The sequence below is a fragment of the Paenibacillus sp. FSL R10-2778 genome, assembly GCF_038593035.1.
In the GTDB taxonomy this organism is placed as follows: Bacteria; Bacillota; Bacilli; order Paenibacillales; family Paenibacillaceae; genus Paenibacillus_AQ; species Paenibacillus_AQ odorifer.
This window is the reverse complement of sequence record NZ_CP151956.1, coordinates 3,747,394-3,764,962: the sequence shown is the minus strand read 5'-3', so window position 1 is coordinate 3,764,962 and position 17,569 is coordinate 3,747,394. Positions and strand designations below refer to the sequence as shown.

Sequence of the window (17,569 nt, the reverse complement as noted above, 5' to 3'; positions counted from 1 at the left end):
AACGGAGGGAGTCCTTAGCGGCTGCCTCCGTTTCTTGTTTATTTATTTTTAGAGACCTGCAGCAATTGAGGAACGGTAACGAATGAATAGCCACGTTTACGCATAATCGTGATTACCTCAGGTAAAGCCTGAATCGTTCCGCGAAGATCACTACCCGGCCCACCTCCACCATGCTGAAGGATAATTGCTCCTTTTCCAGCATTAGCTAAGATGTTATTTCTAACTTGAGTTTTGGAAAGTCCCTTCCAGTCCAACGAATCCACATTCCAATTTACAAGCTTATAACCATGATTTTTTGCCCATCTCAACTGTTGCTCAGAGATATCTCCATAGGGTGGACGAATCAAGCGTGGTTTATATCCGGCTAAGGTTTGAATAATGTTCTCGGTCTCAATGATCTGTGATCTGAAATCATGCATCTTTAGCTTCACAAACTGAGGATGATCATAAGAGTGATTTCCAATAGCATGTCCTTCTCTAATCATCCTCTTCACTAGAGCGGGATGTTTCTCAGCTCGGCTTCCCACCACGAAGAAGGTTGCTTTGACATGATATTTCTTAAGAACATCTAGCAATTGGGGTGTAAACCTTGGGTCAGGCACATCATCAAAAGTTAAGGCGATGACTTTATTCCTAGGACCGCTGGTCTTAAAGGTCTCGGGATATTTGTGTAATAGCTGACTCAGAGACAAGCCCTTAGTGTTCTTATTGTTGCTGCTCGTTGAATTATTTGTAGTAGAAGTTCCCGCAGATATCGCCTTGTCTTCGTCAGTGGTTTGCGTACTTTTAATTTGATCCTGTGAGGATTTCTGACTCTGAGCTGGGGCTGAAGCAACCTCTGCTGAAGAGGTTGGAAATAGCAGGACAATGATTGATCCTAATACTACTAGCAGTTTCTGGACTCTCCGTTGATCATACATCCCCATATGCCTCCTTTACTACCTGATCATCACCATATTCTTCATTGTTATCTCCATTGAAGGATGAATTTATGCCGTTTCTTCAAGGGCTCTGGTAAAGATTTCTTGCACACCCTAATGCGTGTATACTAAATAGAACGGGATATTCCCGGGCCAATTATAGACAGGTGGAAGGATGGGGACAAGGATGTCAGAATTGTTTGCACCTTATGAATTGAAGGGTTTAACACTGAAAAATCGTATTGTTATGCCGCCTATGTGCCAGTATTCGGTGGATAAAGAGGATGGCATTCCCAATGATTGGCATTTTGTTCATTATGTAAGCCGTGCTATTGGAGGTACTGGTCTAATTATTGTTGAGATGACTGGAGTCCATCCGGACGGTAGAATAACGAACCGGGATACAGGGATTTGGAGTGATACACATATAGAGGCTTATCGTAAGCTCACAGATAGTGTACATGCCTATGGGGCAAAAATAGCCATTCAACTAGGTCATGCTGGACGTAAAGCAGTCGATGCTGAACCGCCGGTAGCCCCTTCTGCAATTCCATTTGATGTTCGTTCTAAGCAACCACAGGCGCTTTCTAAGGAAGGCATCCTTGAGATGATAGAAGCCTTTCGTGCTGCCGCTCGTCGAGCTGTAGAGGCAGGATTTGATACTGTGGAGATTCATGGTGCGCATGGCTACTTAATTCACCAGTTTCATTCACCTCTGACCAACATCAGATTGGATGAATATGGACAAGATCCAGCACTTTTTGGAGTACAAGTAGTTGCAGCAATCCGAGAAGTAGTGCCAGTAGATATGCCCTTGATCATGAGGGTTTCCGCGAAAGAATATGTGGATGGTGGATATGATGCTGACTATGCCCTGGCGTTTTGCCGCCGATATAAGGATGCTGGAGTGGATATGTTCCATGTGTCTTCAGGTGGTGAAGGTCCCATTGGCTCTAATGGTGGACCTAATGCGGGCCCAGCCTACCAAGCAGATCTGGCAGAATATATTCGCAGTGGATTACAAGTGCCAGTAATTGCGGTAGGACGGCTTGAAGCCTATTCTGAGGCACAGTCCATCATTGCAGAAAAAAGGGCGGAGCTTGTAGCTATTGGCCGTGGGATGTTAAGTGATCCTTATTGGGCTTTACATGCTGAAGAAGCGCTTGGTGGCGTACATGATGTACCTAAACCTTATGAACGTGGGATTTGGAAAAGAGGCTAGGCCATTTTCGGTGTGAAGTTTGTCACAGATTTTATGCTCCTTCTAAGGCAATCTTAATAAAGATAAAATTTGAAGGAGCTTGATAACGTGGGGACGGTTCTAAGTAACGAACGGCTGACAGATGGTGTGTATCACCTTAAGGTAGAGACGAATAGTGGCGGAGCAATGGGTCAATTCTACATGTTACGGGCATGGGGAGCTTACCCCATCCTATCCAGACCCTTAAGTATACATGAAGTACACGAGGATAGTGTTGAATTTCTGTATCACGTAGTTGGGGAAGGTACGGAGATATTCTCACGACTGGGTTCAGGTGATTCGGTAGAGCTTGAGGGCCCTTTTGGAAATGGATTTCCACAGGTCGAAGGGAAGGTTGCACTCATCGGCGGTGGGATCGGAATTGCACCGCTTTATTATTGTGCGAAGCAGCTTCCGGGGAGTGATATTTTTTTGGGCTTTAGCCGTGAAGCTTACCGGACAGAAGCGTTTCGCCCACTTGCAAGTGAACTTGTAGTCGATGTTGGCGGTTTAATTTTGGATAGTGTGGATTTCAGCCAATATGATCATGTCTTTGTCTGCGGCCCACACCCTATGCTTAAAGCTGCTCAACGTAAAGGCACTGCTGCTGAAGAAGCAGGCAGTAGAACGAAAGTATACCTTTCTCTAGAGAATCGAATGGCTTGTGGAATTGGAGCCTGTCTGGTCTGCAGTGTATCCTGCCGTGATGGTCAAAAGAAGGCCTGTGCAGACGGACCTGTGTTTCTTTCTGAGGAGGTGCTTTTCCATGACTAAGTTGAACACAACAATTGCTGGCGTTCATTTTAAAAATCCAATTATAATGGCCTCTGGAACGTTTGGTTTTGGCCGTGAATATGGCAAGCTGTATGATGTGTCTCTGCTGGGCGGAATCTCTGGCAAGGGGTTAACCCTCAATCCGAAAGCGGGGAATCCCGGCACTCGTGTATACGAGACAGCTTCTGGTATGCTGAATAGTGTGGGACTCGAGAATCCGGGTGTAGCTGCATTTTTAGATAAAGAATGCCCTTATTGGGAAACACTCGACACCGCTCGTTTGGTCAACCTGGGTGGAGGCACACTTGAAGATTATGTTCTTGGAGCTGAGATGATTCAGCGGGATGCAGATGCTCGTGCGAGTGCAGGTAAGACAGCAGTAGACATGATTGAATTGAATATTTCTTGTCCAAATGTTAAAGAGGGCGGCATTGCGTTTGGGATCCAAACTTCAGAAGCTCAAAAAGTAGTACAGGCTGTTAGACGCGCAACTAAACTGCCCCTCGCTGTAAAGCTGTCGCCGGGAGCCGAAAATATCGTTGAAATGGCACAAATGTGTCAGGAGGAGGGTGCAGACGCTGTCTCGCTCATCAACACTATCTCAGGAATGAAGATTGATGTCCGCCGTAGAAGCAGTGTATTCAATAACTTATATGCTGGATTGTCTGGACCTGCGATTAAGCCTGTCGCTCTGCGTATGGTGCATCAAGTCGCACAAAACGTAACGATTCCCGTGATCGGAATGGGTGGCATCACTTCAGCAACGGATATCATCGAGTTTATTATGGCAGGTGCTGCAGTTATCCAAGTGGGAACTTATAATTTCATGAACTTGCGTGCAGGTAGTCAGCTAGTTGCAGAGCTTGAGCAATTTATGGTTGAAGAAAATATTCAATCACTAGAGGAAATACGGGGCATTATATAAAGTGAAGTAGTGAGGGGAATACTATTGACTACTAACCAGATTGATCCTGAGGATATTGAGCTGAAGGCGACGGCTGTCGGATGTGATCTCTTGCTCTTAATTAGTGGAGGTGTTCGGCATATTGGTGCGACGAGTACTGCTTATCTGGAGGGGGAGCAGGTTAAAGTACTGACTTCAGCGGTTCCTCATCATAAAGAGCACACGATAAGCGAGCCCATTGCGATCAGAGTAGCTGAAGCGCTGAACAAGACGGTCACAGTAGTGATGGGGATTCATTACGACAATCTCACGAAAGAAGGTATTATGGAAGTCGTGGAAATTGTGAATTTAAAAGTAAATCAATATTTAGCGCAACAAATATGAAACGGTAGTGGCAATTCTACGTAAAAGATAGCATGTGAGGAATTAAATTATCTTTTGGAGGAATGAAACCATGTCTATATTTAAAAGATTGCGCGATTTAACCATGTCTAATGTGAACGCGATTATTGACAAAGCAGAAGATCCGATTAAAATGACAGATCAATACATTCGTGATATGACCGAAGATTTAGAAGATGCAGAAAAAGCTGTAGCGGCGCAAATCGCCATTGAGAAGAAATTCAAACAGCTGTATGAAGAACAAGAAGCGCTTGTTAACAAACGTTCCCAACAGGCTCATGCAGCAGCTCAAGCGGGTAATGTTGACCTTGCTCGCCGCGCTCTGGAAGAGAAAAATGCTGCTGAAGCTAAACTGGTAGAATACAAAGCCAGCTTTGATCAGAATAAAGCTTCTGCGGATAACCTTCGTGGCAAGCTTGAAGAGATGCGCAAACAGCTTACCCAAATGAAGAACAAACGTGAGACATTGGTTGCACGTTATAATGCTGCCAAAGCTCAAACCGAGATCAACAAAGCAATGAGCGGATTTAGTTCCGATTCAGCGTCTGCAGGACTCAAACGTATGGAAGATAAAATGCTGCAAGCAGAAGCTCAGGCTGAAGCCAGCAATGAGATGAGTTCAGGCAATAAATCTCTGGATGATGAATTCGAGAAGCTGAACAAAGATCAAGCGGTTGAAGATGAACTGGCGGCTCTGATGAAACAATACGAGAAGCAATAACATTTGATCTTTAGCCGGTTCACGGCTGGTGTTCACAGGCGAAGGGGAGACAGAAATTCGTTTCTTCTTCGCTTTATCTATGCTTATGAAAGGCATGCAAAATGATTAAGCGGGGGCTATAGAATGGATCTCCATATTCTGGTGTCCATGGTCGTGTGGACGGTGAGCGGCGCTGTGTTGCTGTTTGTACTGATGTATATAGATTCACTTTTTACTCGTTATAACGATATAGAAGAGTTAAAGGCTGGAAATATGGCGGTGACTACACGGTTTGTAATGAAGCTTTTAGCTCAGGCCTTCATTTTATCTTCATCGATAGCGGCTTCTAATAGTTTGTTAGATGCGTTGCTGATTTCGTTGGTATCATTTTTGCTTTTGTTAATTTTAGAAAGAACGGTTCGACTTCTACTAGCAAATTGGGGGAAGCTGGATCTGGATCATGGTACACAGCTTGGTAAAATCGGATATGGCCTGCTATCAGGTTCACTGCAAATTACGGGTGCTTTAATTATTACTGCCTTTATGTAGGAGGAACGATCAAGTTGAGTATGTGGAAACGTATAGGTAACCTTTTCTCTAAGCCAGCGCCTCAGGAAGTTCAAAAAAGCATGCTTAATTTGTCTCCCGGAGACATTTGTGAAGTATCACTTGTCACCTATGAAGTTACTGGCCGGACACATAATCGGGGCCGTAATGCTGTTGTTCTGACCCTTAGAGATGGAAGCCAGATAGCTTATCTTCATATAGAAGAGCGGGAACAGCTGCAATATGGATTGTACAGACCAATCGATGGGCGGTTAGATAATCCTGCTGAGGTTCCAGCAACGCTTGAGCTCGACGGCTATACATTTTTCCTGGAGGAAGAATATGAAGGTTTTGTTGCTGTTGCAGGTCAAACTCCATTTATGAACGGTGGAGAGCAGCATGTGTGGCAATATCAATCAGATGATTCACGTCTACTGCGTGTAGAGTGGCAACATGGACGGTTTATGCTTTATGAAGGGGAGAAAATAATCCCTGGGGATGTAAAGGTAATTAGAGCATCCTAGACTAGTAGAGAAGTAACGGATCACTATACCGGAAAAAATATTGTAGAAAAGGCTGCTGCCCATAAACATGGATGGTGGCCTTTTGTGTTTATAATTTTACTTCAAGAGGTCTCATGTTAAAATAATACCTATTACTGCAAACATCGACGTTTCAGAACGGAGGTCTTTATGAAGGATAATAAATTTCAGCGTGAAGCGCTGCAAGTAAAAGAAGCTCAGGCCAAAATAATCAAATATGCCAATCCGCTAGAATCAGAAGACGTATCGCTGGATGAGTGTTGTGGACGTTATTTGGCTGAAAAAGTGATCGCTCCACACCCATTTCCTGCGTTTAATCGTTCGAGTATGGATGGATATGCGATTATCGCGGGGGATACCCGTAACTGTGTTAATGGACAAGTGGTATGGTTAGAAATTGTGGATAATATTCCGTGTGGCGCAGTGCCTGCGGTAGATATAACTCCGGGAACAGCCGCAAGAATTATGACGGGTGCACAAGTACCGGTAGGGGCAGATGCTGTGGTGATGCTGGAGGTCACGGAGAGACGTGAAGAGGAAGGAAAGACTTACGTTGGTATTCGAAAAAAACTAGAAGCAAACAGCAATATCACACCTCAAGGTTTCGAATTAAGCCAAGGTGATCTTGTATTGCCTACAGGAAGGTTAATCTCTGCGGGGGATATAGCTGTTCTTGCAGCGTTTGGATTACATACCGTGAAAGTCTATCGTCGTCCCAAGGTAGCCATCTTTGCCACAGGAACAGAGCTGCTGGAAGTGCATGAGCCGCTGGAGCCTGGCAAAATCCGCAATAGCAACTCCCCTATGCTCGAAGCTTTAGTCAAAGAGACAGGGGGGGTTCCAGTAATGTTAGGCGCTATTGTGGATGATCTGGAGCTGGCTAGAAGTAAAGTACAGATGGCGCTGGAAACTTATGATTTTGTGATTACAACGGGTGGCGTTTCTGTGGGGGATTATGATATCATGGGCGACTTGGTTCGCGAACAAAGTGGTAATATGTTGTTCAACAAAGTGACGATGCGTCCGGGAAGCGTAACTACTGCTGCGGTTAGAGGGGGTAAGCTGCTGTTAGCTTTATCCGGGAATCCGGGGGCTTGTTTCGTTGGGTTTCAACTGTTTGCACGTCCTGTGATTTCACTGATGCAAAGTGCTTCTCAGCCTTTTTTACCGGAATGGAGCGCTACACTCGGTACAGATTATAAAAGAGTGAATAATTTTACTAGATTTGTGCGAGCTCGGTTAGAATTTAAAGACGGTAGCCTGTTTGCTTATCCGGCACTCATTGATGAATCTTCCGTAACGGTCACGATCAAGGATAGCGATTGTCTGTTAGTTGTACCCCCAGAAGAAAAAGGGCTATCTGCCGGAGATAAGGTAACAGTGATCAAACTGCCAGGGGAGATTCGGGGCTAGATGTGGAGGGTACTCCGGCCATCGAGGATTAACAAAATATCACCGCAGGTATTGGAGTAATTAAAGGTATTTGATATCCACGCACGTACGGAAATCAACATATAATTGCTGGGTCAACGGGATTATTTCCAACATTTCAACATATGAAAAATTCACAATAGATAAACAAAAAACAGTTTTCGTGCTAACCCAATAGTCGCTTACAACCGGTTTAAAGGGAGATTTTACCCCAGAAACTAGAATAAGAAAACCCACTTGCGTACCGTAAGTGGGTTTTTAGTGCAACAATAAAAGGGTTAGGGGTGCCCGCCGGTTGTACTTAAATTTGAAAAAAAAGCGAGAATGAAATGTCCGGGTAGGCGACACTATCATAGCAATTCTCCTATCGGAAGAGTCGCTGCTCTGCTGGTTGAAGTTATTAGCCTGCACCTCTGCCGAGATTAATCCCCCGCGGATGCTTAAGGACCCAGATGATCTTATTTGTTTATTTATCACCTTTTAAGCGGGGTTTCGGACCTCAGCGTCGCTATTTCATAGAATGGAGCTCATATTTACGTATTTCAGGCCAATAGCGACCTTGGGGTCCGTTAGCCACCCAAATGTGAGATAATCCTGCATTTAAGGTCCGCTGAGACCGATAACAACTCTGCACTAGCGAAGAACGGCTACTCATCCGAAGTATAAGCTCCCCTTGGTGATGATTAATTATCGGCACGCCGCTCGATCGCCTCAGACATCGTTTTATCCGTTAAATGAGCGTAGATCTCAGTTGTTTCGGTGGATGCGTGCCCGAGCTGTTCCTTCGTTTTATAAATATCATTTTGCAGATAATAATCTGTTGCAAAAGAATGACGCAGCTTATGAACCGTAAGATACGGTTTACCAAAGCGTTTAGCGTACTTAATAATCATTTCTTGAATTGCACGTTTGGTCATACGTTTGCCTTCTTGACGCCCGTTAGGGAGAGAGATAAACAAGGCTTTTTCTCTCTTGGGTGTTTTGTAGCGGGATTGGCGTAAGCTAAGATAAAGGGCTAGATCATCTTTAGCTTGCTCTCGAAAATAGACAGGTGTCTTAAACGTTTCGTCGTTATTCCCTTTGCGGGTGACATAGAGCAGCTTGTTGTTAACATCCAAATCGTCTACGTTTAGATTAACTACCTCAGATACACGCAGGCCAGAGTTCAGAATCAAGCTGGCAATACAGGCGTCGCGCTCATGATTTAATTGAAACGAATAATAAGCCTGTTTGTTACCTTCCACATCCCGTCCATAACCTTCATAAATGTACCCCACAAACTCCAGTAATTCCTCATCTTCCAAAATCTTACCCTTTAACTTAGCGGCAGTATCCTTTGGCTTATGTGTTCGTTTGACTTCAACCTTAGCCATAATGTTGCGTTTAAGCAATGGATAAAAGTTCTCATCCTCGGCGATTTGACTTAAATAATGAAATAAGGAGCGTAATGCAGATAACTTACGGGATACAGTAACTCGAGTGTTCGTTCCCTCGGCGCGAGTAGTTAGATGCAACCGGTATCCGACAATACTGTCCATATGTAGGGTTTCCAATTCTAGAAGTGTGATCTCGGTATTTGAGCCGGCTTGAGATAAGCCCTCCGCACGCAACCAGCCGAAAAAAGATTCATAATCCCGGATATACTCCAGCAGTGTGGAAGGGGAGAGATCAGGGCGTTTATAATCAATAAACTGCTGAACGAACCAGGGCATGAGGGGTAGCTTTTGATCAAGTTTTTTACGGTCATCGTTCTTTTGAACGCTCATGTGATTCACCTTTTTCCATAGATTGCATAAAATCTCTTCCTTCTATCTTAACATGTTTTGTCCCGGATTGGACTTCGAATGAAGGGGAAACTAGGTCCGAGCCTTGCTCCTGATGCCGCTAAGCTTTATGATGTGAAGTAAACATAAATGTCAGAGGTGCACATAATGAAACTTGAAATTGAGCTGGTTCCCAAAGAACGTAAGCATACTATAAGCAGATTAATGCAGTTCTACCTATATGATTTCACCCGTTATTTAGAATTTGATGTCAATCAAGACGGGGTATTTCCGGCCTATCCAGGACTAGAAGCTTATTGGAGTAGCGGAAATAATAAATTCGCATATTTGTTTAAGGTGGACGGGCATATTGCTGGTTTTGCTTTGGTGGACAGGTTATTGCGTAATCCTGAAGGCCAGTTTTATATGACTGAGTTTTTTGTGATGCAAAAATACCGCCGAAGTGGTGTAGGTACATGGGCTGCGCATAAGCTCTTTGATATGTACTCTGGGGAATGGAAGGTTTCACAAGTCCGTGCGAATATACCTGCTCGTGATTTCTGGCATAAAGTGATCGGGGACTATACCCATGGAGAGTTTCAAGAGCGCTTTAATCCACAGCAAGGCAACCCCAGCCAATACTTCAACACATTAACTATTAATAGGATTAAGAAATAAAAACCGTTATATTGCTGGTTTCTTTTAGCTAAGGAGCTTGCTACTAACGGCAAATGGATTGAAAAAGGGGCTAAGCGAGTGAGCGCTAGACAGTAGAGAATGACAAAGAGAGCGTCAAGACGGAAGGTCAGGAAATTGTGATTTTTTATAAAACTGGCTAGCGATTAAGAACATATACGAATTGTGATGTAGGGAGCATCTTATGCTCTCTATTGTAGTTAACATAACATTTATTATGTCAATCTATTAAACCATTCACCATAAAAAAGGTCGTTGGTTTATTTTTTGTGTTCAAAATACCCAGTCAGTGAGGGCAATATTGCATATCTTATGATGTACTCAATTACAAAGGAGGAGTCAACAATGGGCGAATTTGCAGGAGGATACGGTGGTTTCACTTCCACAGGAGCTATTCTGGTTCTGTTTATCCTGTTGGTTATCATTACTAAAACCCTCTGTCTGTAATCCTTTAACTTCACAAATTAAAGGTTCCGTCAGTCTAATGACTGGCGGATTTTTTATGTCCGATATGTACATTGGGGGAGGAGAATACATGTGACTAAGGAGATTGACATAAAATAATTCAAAATATATATTAAACAATGTTCAAATATTAAACGGTGTTCAATCCACAAGGAGACGAATTTATGACTAAAGAACAACGAAAAGTACGTGAGCGTGAAGAAATGAGAAATCTGATCCTGCAAAATGCAGCTTTATTGATTGCCGAAGAGGGAATAGAGAAGCTGTCTATCCGAAAAATCGCTGAGAAAATCGAATATTCACCGGGAATTATTTATCATTATTTTAAAGGCAAAGAAGAGATTATCGAGAACTATTTGCAACAAAAATATACGGATATGCTTTCTGAGCTTCAGTCTGTGCAACAAGAGGTACAGCAGGAATTACCTCCAGATACACTTTTAAAACGATCATTGGAGAAGTTCATCAGGATGTCTCTTTCTATGGGTGTAGAATACCGGAATGTCATGTTAAACGATGCACCGGCTGTTCTTAGTTACACGGCTGTTCTATTTAGAGGAGCTGCACAGGAACGTAAAGCGATAGGGATGCTCTGCCAGGGCCTGCTCAGATTTGAAGCACAAAAAAACCGTGAAGAAGCTTTCGTAGAACTCACAGCTCAGGTGATATGGAGTGCAGCGTTCGGTTTAATTATGCGGTTGCTTGTCGAAAAGGATCTGCCTAATGATCAGGTCGAAGCTCTGATTTCATGTCATTTGGATTCAATGGTTGCTATTGCCTCGAGGTGAAATCTAAATATTTTCATGGAGGAAGGGGAGGGTGTTATAAAACATATAAGGAAAGTCGTAGTGCTGTCGGTGTTGATTTCGGTTATTGCAGTGTTTGCAACAGCGGTTGGGTTGTTTTCAGATGGGATAAGTGATGGAACAAAATATACTTTCACGTCAATATGGGGCGAGGATGTAAAGCTTCAGGGGTCAGGAGTGTACAGCCATGATTCTGTCTCTGCGGCGGCACAAGCTAAAGCACAGGATGGAGTTACATTATTTCTTGCCATACCTTTACTGCTCAGTTCGCTCATCATGACAATTAAAGGCTCGATAAAGGGGAGGATGCTCCTTACGGGCACTTTGGGGTACTTTTTATATACTTACATATCCTACAGCTTTCTGACAATGTACAATTCATTGTTTTTAGTTTATGTGCTGTTGTTTTCTTTAAGTTTTTTCGCATTCATCCTAGCCTTATTTTCCTTCGACAAAGAATCCATACATACTTACTTTAAAAACAGTTTACCTTCTAAAGGAATCGGCTTTTCCCTAATGGTTATTGCTTTTATGATTTTATTGCTCTGGCTAGGGAAAATACTGAATTCACTACTGGGGGGAACACCGCCACAAGGGCTAGAGCACTATAGTACATTGGTAATTCAAGTTTTGGATCTTGCGATCTTAGTCCCATTAGCAATTGTAACGGGGATTATGGTCATTCGTAGACAACCTTTTGGGTACCTACTGGCAACTGTCGTTGTTTTTAAAGGAGTTACATTACTGCTAGCAATTACGGCAATGCTGGTGGCAATGATCTATAGCGGTGTGGCTGTGTCTATAGCCGAATGTGTAATTTTTCCGACGATGACTGTAGCTATTGCTGCTTGTATGGTTATTTTGTTAAAGCATGTACGTGAACCCTTAAGATAATATGTGACCAGCGAGCGGCAGGGAGTGATTAGAATGAAGACAATAATTATGTATACCTCGAAATATGGGTGTGCGGAGAAAGCGGCTTATTTATTAAAATCTCAACTGGGCGAAGAAACCGAAGTAGTTAACCTGATGCATGCTAAAGAGCCGACACTGGAACGATATGATACGGTCATCTTGGGAGGATCTATTTATTATGGAAAAATCCAAAAACAAATGACTGATTTTACAACAAAATATCAAAATGAACTAGGGAAAAAACGAGTAGGATTGTTTGTTTGTGCAGGAGCAACAGGTGAACAGGCCTCACAAGAATTGAAATCTGCGTTTCCAGAAGTGTTATATGACCAATCGGTGACGAAAGAAGTTTTTGGAGATGAGATCTATGAAGAGAAGCTAACTTTGCTAGACCGGTTTGTACTGCGGATGGTAAAAGGAAAAAATAAGAACGTAAATGGGTTATCAAAAGAGACGATAGAGCGTTTTGCTCTTGCTATGAAAAGGTTGTGAAAGTGAGTGGACGATCGAGCTTCTGAACGCACTTCGGATCATAGTTAACATAATTATTATTATGTTAACTATGATTTTGACATTCAAAAAAAGTAGTCCTTCTTGTGAGAAGAGAGTAACTTCCTCGTATTGAGTCTCTGTTCATCGAAACATGAAAAAACCCTACAGAATCGTGCAGATAAAGTCGGGAAGATAAAAACCATCTCTGATAACCTTATAATTAACGAGGGAAGGCAACGTCATGGATACGCTGGTACAACTGAACAAAGCAATAAGCTATATTGAGGAGAACCTAACAAATCCCATTGATTATCAGGAGGTTGTGAAAATAGCCTGCTGTTCGGAATATCATTTTACTCGTATGTTCTCCTTCCTAGCAGGCATTACTCTGTCGGAATACATCCGGCGTCGACGTCTAACTTTGGCAGCACTCGAGCTTTCACAAAGTAATATCAAAATTATCGATACCGCTCTGAAGTATGGTTATAATTCGCCTGATTCTTTTTCTAGGGCTTTCCATAGCATGCATGGGGTTAGTCCTTCAGAAGCTCGGGTCCATGGACATTCCCTTAAGGCGTTCCCTCGGATGTCGTTTCAGCTGACTATCAAAGGAGGAAATGAAATGAATTACCGGATTGAAAACAAAGAATCTTTTCGCATCATGGGTATAAAAAAACGGGTTCCAATCATTTTCCAAGGGGTCAATCCGGAGATTGCATCGATGTATGAAGGGTTGACGCTGGAAATGATTGATGAGATGAAGAGATTTTCTGATGTTGAACCCTCAGGATTTATAAGCGCCTCTACAAATTTCTCTGAAGGACGTATGGAGGAAAAAGGAGAGTTCGATCATTATATTGGCGTTGCCACTACGAAAGACGTATGGAATGGCTTGGATCAGCTGGAAGTGGCGGCCTCTATGTGGGCTGTATTCACAGTCGTCGGCTCTTTTCCGAGTGCGCTACAAGAGATCTGGGGGCGAATATATTCGGAATGGGCTCCGTCATCGGGATATGAGCTAATTAAAGGGCCTGAAATTCTATGGAATGAGCACAAAGATATCACATCGCCAAATTTTAAAAGTGAAATATGGGTGCCTATCACTAAGAAATAAAAGAGTTTGGTTGGACTATTGAAACTGAGCGCTGAATATCCTTTCACAACGAAGCTGCCGCGAAAAATCATTCCGGCAGCTTCGTCAAGCTATAGGCAGGATATTTCGAAAATGTTGTAGAAGTACAATTGGTGAATTGAATGATTTTTAGAATGTAGTAGATTTCAATTTTTATGACTCAGACGAAGATTGAATCAATGAATCCTTCTATTTTAAAGGAGTCCCTTATGACGAACGAGAAGCTTTTGGACTTACTAGGCAGGTACGATATCCAACAGCCTGAGATTATTTTCTTAAGGCATAACGAGAACAGAACCTATCGTGTTAATGACAGAACGGGAAAATCATATTTACTCCGCATTCATGAACCTTTTATAGAGGACATGAAAGGTCTGCAACATACATACAGCGGCATTCTTGGAGAATTGCAAATGCTTGAGAAGCTTGGAAGCTGGAGCACCAACGAAATACAGACTCCCGTAAGAAACAATGAGGGTGAACTTATTACGATCATTGAATACGAAGGTGAACTGCTAAACTGCTCCGTCCTCACCTGGTTGGATGGAAGAGACATGAATATGAATGATGTTAACAATCTTGAACTGGTAAAAGAACTGGGATCTCAAATAGCAGAACTGCATACTTTTTTTCGGCAGTACGAACATTCAGGTATGGAGATTCGCCCGAGTCAAGGCAAAGCTTATAATGAACGGATGATCCGTGTGATTCATTCGGGTGTGAAAAAGAATTTATTTACGCCTTCTGATGCTAATGTCATTGAACAAACGCTGCAATTGATCAACTCCCGGTTAGATGACCATGGCGGGGAGGCTGGCCCGGACCTTATTCATGGGGATTTGTGTATGGGTAATATCATCATCACAACCGAAGGGAAGGTGCGTTTTATCGATTTTGGCTTTTTCGGAAAAGGTTATGCTTTACTTGATGTAGCCATGGGAGCTATGATGCTGCCTTCCGATCGAAGAGATACTTTCCTAAAGGGTTATTACAGAGAGTGTGAAAATACAGTGAATGATCTACTGCAGTTGGAAGGTTTAATGTTGGTCGCTATTATTGGGTATTACGTCTTCCAGATAGAGAATGTACATGTTCATGACTGGATGCGTGAAAGAATGCCCAAATTATGCGCTGAGTATTGTCGCCCCTTCCTCAATGGTGAAAGTATATTTTATAAAATGTAAAATGGAACGTTCAGGGTTGAACTAACGAGGACTGGTATGTTTGATGAAAATTGATTATAACCGTTTATCACCAAACGTGTTATCAAAAAAATAGAAAAATAATACTGTTAAGCGCGATGGCTGTCGATTAGCATTTATTTCGATTATATTCTAACAAGGAATGAAAGGGGGAATGGTGTTGATTGAACATAGCAATCTTGAAGAATTTCAAGATCCGGTAAATTACGATCTTGAATTTGACGATGAAATGGACAAATATCAGTTCTATCTTGAGCTTGCCAGATCGAGTTCTGGGGAAGTGTTAGAACTTGCTTGTGGTACAGGCTTAACAACGATCCCCCTCTCGAAAGCCGGTATAACAATGACCGGTGTAGATATCTCTTCAGCGATGATTGCGTATGCGCGGTTGAAGGCGAAAGGGCTGACTGTAACTTTTATGGAAGGTGATGCCCGTACCTTCGAATCGGACAAGCGATTTTCGATGATTTATTTGACTGGTAATGCTTTTCAGGCATTTTTAAGTGATCAAGATCAAAGCGATTTGCTCACGACCGTTCACAAACATTTACAACCTCATGGAATCTTTGCATTTGAGACCCGAAATCCGGAGGGAACGGATTTATCTGATCAAGAGGAGACAGAATGGGGATCATTTATTGATAAGGATGGAAATAACGTCAAGGTATCAGGCACCCAATGTTACGATGCTGGCCAGCATATCATGCATTGGGTCACGATGCGTGATTGGGGGTATAAGCGAACGACCTCCCGAATTGCTTGTCGGTTCACGGATCCGAATACGCTACATGCTTTATTAACTCGTCACGGCTTTTGCGTCGAACATCAATATGCTGACTGGGATAAAACGCCGTTTTCTCTGTCATCTTCATCTATCATTAGTGTTTGTAGGAAATGTTAGTCGAAACGTAATGCATTGCGATAGAACCCCCCCTCAGATTGAGGGGGATTTTTCGCATCTTTTTCGCATTAAGAATTCAATCGGTCCGCGGGCCATTCGTTTTCTGCTCAATAAATAAAAAATAAGTCGACCCTCTCGTTGGTCGGCTTCTAATTGTTCTATTGCGCGGTCAGGATTTGTGGTCCTTCAGCGGTGATGGCGATCGTATGCTCGTATTGGGCGGCGAGCTTGCGGTCCAGCGTCCGGGCGGTCCAGCCGTCCTGGTCAATTGTCATGTTGTAGGTGCCTTCAGTGATCATGGGCTCGATCGTGAATACCATGCCTTCCTTGATGCGGGGGCCTTTGCCGGGCTTGCCGACATGCATATAGGTCGGCTCCTCGTGAAGGTCACGACCGATGCCATGAGCGAGAAGGTCGCGCACGACACCGAAGTTGTTCGATTCGGCATGCCGCTGGATTGCGCTCGTCACGTCACCGAGCCGATTGCCGGGCTGTGCCTGCGCGATGCCGAGGTCAAGGCACTCCTTCGTGACGCGCATCAGCTTCTCAGCCGTCGGTGAGATCTTCCCGACCGCATAGCTCCAGGCTGAATCGCCGAGCCAGCCGTCGAGCTCCGCTACCGTGTCGATCGTCACGATATCGCCTTCCTCAAGTGGCTTATTTGTAGGGAAGCCATGTGCAATTACGTCGTTGACGGAGGCACAAGTCGCATATTGATAGCCATTGTAGCCCTTCGTGTATGGTTTGGCGCCGTGCTTCAAAATAATATCCTCGAATATGCGCTCAATCTCGTTCGTTGTGATGCCCGGTTTGATGAGCGGGGCAATTGTGCGATGGCATTCGGCCACAACCTGGCATGCCTTGCGTATGGCTTCGATTTCATACTTGCTTTTTAAGATAACCATGTTTGTATTAGGACTCCTTTGTAATAGCTTGCATCGCGAGCTGGGCAATTCGATCGATGTCCAACTCGGAAGTGTTCGCATAGTAGTGCAGACCGCAGCAGCTGACCAACACGGCAAGCATAAGGTCGACGCTGTCGTCTTCGCGCTGGATGATCGATTGGAGTGGAACATACAGTCTTTCCGTGAATCGTCTTTTGGCAGGATGCCGATCTTTTTCTGGCAAGCCTGTATAATGCTCCGCCGCCATTTTGTAGACGAGATATGCGCGGGCATCTGACTGCCACAACCGGAGTAACGACTTGCAATACGTTAACAACTGCCTGTCGTCAGGGGTGTCCCGGCTGATGTTCGCCCATTGAGTCAGGGCTTGCTCACATCGCTCGAATCCGCTGCTCAGCACATCTTCTATTAGTAAATGCCGGTTGGGGTAATAATGGTATACCGTGCCATAACCGAGACCAGCCTCGCGGGCGACATCGCGAATATCAAAGCTTCCGCCCGTAAGGAAGTAGGTGCGCGCGGCGAAGTCGAGGATCTGTTCTCTGCGCTGCATGCGTATGAGCTCATTTTGTTCTTTGGTACGGGGGCACATGGGCGCGTTAACCTCCTTTTTATAGACCTGCAAATTTGTCAATGTAAAGAGTGTAACGCATGAGGCGGAGAAATGCAATTATTTGTTGGCGTTCGATGAAAACAACAAGGACACCATCATTGCGTCGTTAAAACGAAAGATGAAGAAGCTCGAAAAAGAAAATAAAAAGTTGCGAGAACAACTTAAGTTTTCCTATGCGGATGTCTATCAAAGGATTCGAGGGAATGAATGTTAACTTATT

Annotated in this window: 20 protein-coding genes; 16 read left to right on the top strand and 4 right to left on the bottom strand. The window is 43.7% G+C overall.

What is annotated here, in order from left to right; all coding sequences use genetic code 11:
* Positions 1-38: 38 nt before the first annotated feature.
* Positions 39-920, bottom strand: a complete 882-nt coding sequence (locus tag NST40_RS16685; protein WP_076184412.1) for a polysaccharide deacetylase family protein — start codon at positions 918-920, stop codon at positions 39-41.
* 187 nt (positions 921-1,107) lie between these two features.
* Between NST40_RS16685 and NST40_RS16680 the strand changes: the two genes are divergently transcribed.
* From NST40_RS16680 to glp, 8 genes are all read left to right on the top strand, one after another.
* Positions 1,108-2,142 carry an NADH:flavin oxidoreductase/NADH oxidase gene (locus NST40_RS16680; protein ID WP_076218217.1) on the top strand — a complete coding sequence of 345 codons (1,035 nt, stop codon included), beginning with the start codon at positions 1,108-1,110 and terminating at the stop codon, positions 2,140-2,142.
* Between the two features lie 87 nt (positions 2,143-2,229).
* Positions 2,230-2,934: a dihydroorotate dehydrogenase electron transfer subunit gene (locus NST40_RS16675; protein ID WP_341002932.1), complete on the top strand. Its 705-nt coding sequence runs from the start codon at positions 2,230-2,232 to the stop codon at positions 2,932-2,934.
* Positions 2,927-3,859 (top strand): dihydroorotate dehydrogenase, encoded by a 933-nt coding sequence (locus NST40_RS16670; protein ID WP_076098788.1) that lies wholly within the window; start codon positions 2,927-2,929, stop codon positions 3,857-3,859. The genes NST40_RS16675 and NST40_RS16670 overlap by 8 nt, the downstream gene beginning before the upstream one ends.
* Positions 3,860-3,883: 24 nt before the next feature.
* The gene (locus NST40_RS16665; protein ID WP_076279329.1) at positions 3,884-4,222 is read left to right on the top strand and encodes a hypothetical protein; all 339 of its coding nucleotides are present in this window, start codon (positions 3,884-3,886) and stop codon (positions 4,220-4,222) included.
* A 70-nt stretch (positions 4,223-4,292) separates the two neighbouring features.
* Complete coding sequence (locus NST40_RS16660; protein WP_342409737.1) at positions 4,293-4,961, top strand: PspA/IM30 family protein; 669 nt, start codon at positions 4,293-4,295, stop codon at positions 4,959-4,961.
* A 123-nt stretch (positions 4,962-5,084) separates the two neighbouring features.
* Positions 5,085-5,489: a DUF350 domain-containing protein gene (locus tag NST40_RS16655; RefSeq protein ID WP_036687618.1), complete on the top strand. Its 405-nt coding sequence runs from the start codon at positions 5,085-5,087 to the stop codon at positions 5,487-5,489.
* A gap of 14 nt (positions 5,490-5,503) precedes the next feature.
* The gene (locus NST40_RS16650) at positions 5,504-6,010 is read left to right on the top strand and encodes a DUF4178 domain-containing protein (protein WP_076130052.1); all 507 of its coding nucleotides are present in this window, start codon (positions 5,504-5,506) and stop codon (positions 6,008-6,010) included.
* A 168-nt stretch (positions 6,011-6,178) separates the two neighbouring features.
* Positions 6,179-7,441, top strand: coding sequence for a gephyrin-like molybdotransferase Glp (glp, locus tag NST40_RS16645; RefSeq protein ID WP_342409736.1), 1,263 nt, complete (start codon positions 6,179-6,181; stop codon positions 7,439-7,441).
* Positions 7,442-8,142: 701 nt separating this feature from the next.
* Here glp and xerS read toward each other — a convergent pair.
* Positions 8,143-9,225 (bottom strand): tyrosine recombinase XerS, encoded by a 1,083-nt coding sequence (gene xerS / locus NST40_RS16640; RefSeq protein WP_076130054.1) that lies wholly within the window; start codon positions 9,223-9,225, stop codon positions 8,143-8,145.
* Between the two features lie 165 nt (positions 9,226-9,390).
* Between xerS and NST40_RS16635 the strand changes: the two genes are divergently transcribed.
* From NST40_RS16635 to NST40_RS16600, 8 genes are all read left to right on the top strand, one after another.
* Positions 9,391-9,900 carry a GNAT family N-acetyltransferase gene (locus tag NST40_RS16635; RefSeq protein WP_076184408.1) on the top strand — a complete coding sequence of 170 codons (510 nt, stop codon included), beginning with the start codon at positions 9,391-9,393 and terminating at the stop codon, positions 9,898-9,900.
* A 363-nt stretch (positions 9,901-10,263) separates the two neighbouring features.
* Entirely contained in the window at positions 10,264-10,365 is a 102-nt protein-coding gene (locus NST40_RS16630) for a sporulation protein YjcZ (RefSeq protein WP_197069683.1), read from the top strand.
* 182 nt (positions 10,366-10,547) lie between these two features.
* Complete coding sequence (locus NST40_RS16625) at positions 10,548-11,171, top strand: TetR/AcrR family transcriptional regulator (RefSeq protein ID WP_076277031.1); 624 nt, start codon at positions 10,548-10,550, stop codon at positions 11,169-11,171.
* 60 nt (positions 11,172-11,231) lie between these two features.
* The gene (locus tag NST40_RS16620) at positions 11,232-12,083 is read left to right on the top strand and encodes a hypothetical protein (RefSeq protein ID WP_342409735.1); all 852 of its coding nucleotides are present in this window, start codon (positions 11,232-11,234) and stop codon (positions 12,081-12,083) included.
* A 33-nt stretch (positions 12,084-12,116) separates the two neighbouring features.
* Entirely contained in the window at positions 12,117-12,596 is a 480-nt protein-coding gene (locus NST40_RS16615; RefSeq protein WP_076277030.1) for a flavodoxin domain-containing protein, read from the top strand.
* 241 nt (positions 12,597-12,837) lie between these two features.
* Positions 12,838-13,710, top strand: coding sequence for an AraC family transcriptional regulator (locus NST40_RS16610; RefSeq protein WP_076277029.1), 873 nt, complete (start codon positions 12,838-12,840; stop codon positions 13,708-13,710).
* A 227-nt stretch (positions 13,711-13,937) separates the two neighbouring features.
* Positions 13,938-14,912 (top strand): aminoglycoside phosphotransferase family protein, encoded by a 975-nt coding sequence (locus tag NST40_RS16605; RefSeq protein WP_342409734.1) that lies wholly within the window; start codon positions 13,938-13,940, stop codon positions 14,910-14,912.
* A gap of 178 nt (positions 14,913-15,090) precedes the next feature.
* Positions 15,091-15,831: a class I SAM-dependent methyltransferase gene (locus tag NST40_RS16600; protein WP_081387526.1), complete on the top strand. Its 741-nt coding sequence runs from the start codon at positions 15,091-15,093 to the stop codon at positions 15,829-15,831.
* Between the two features lie 158 nt (positions 15,832-15,989).
* On the opposite strand, the gene map is transcribed toward NST40_RS16600, so the two are convergent.
* Both map and NST40_RS16590 read right to left on the bottom strand, forming a co-directional pair.
* The gene (gene map / locus NST40_RS16595) at positions 15,990-16,736 is read right to left on the bottom strand and encodes a type I methionyl aminopeptidase (protein ID WP_076277026.1); all 747 of its coding nucleotides are present in this window, start codon (positions 16,734-16,736) and stop codon (positions 15,990-15,992) included.
* A gap of 7 nt (positions 16,737-16,743) precedes the next feature.
* Positions 16,744-17,289, bottom strand: a complete 546-nt coding sequence (locus tag NST40_RS16590) for a TetR/AcrR family transcriptional regulator (RefSeq protein WP_256719015.1) — start codon at positions 17,287-17,289, stop codon at positions 16,744-16,746.
* Positions 17,290-17,569 lie beyond the last annotated feature (280 nt).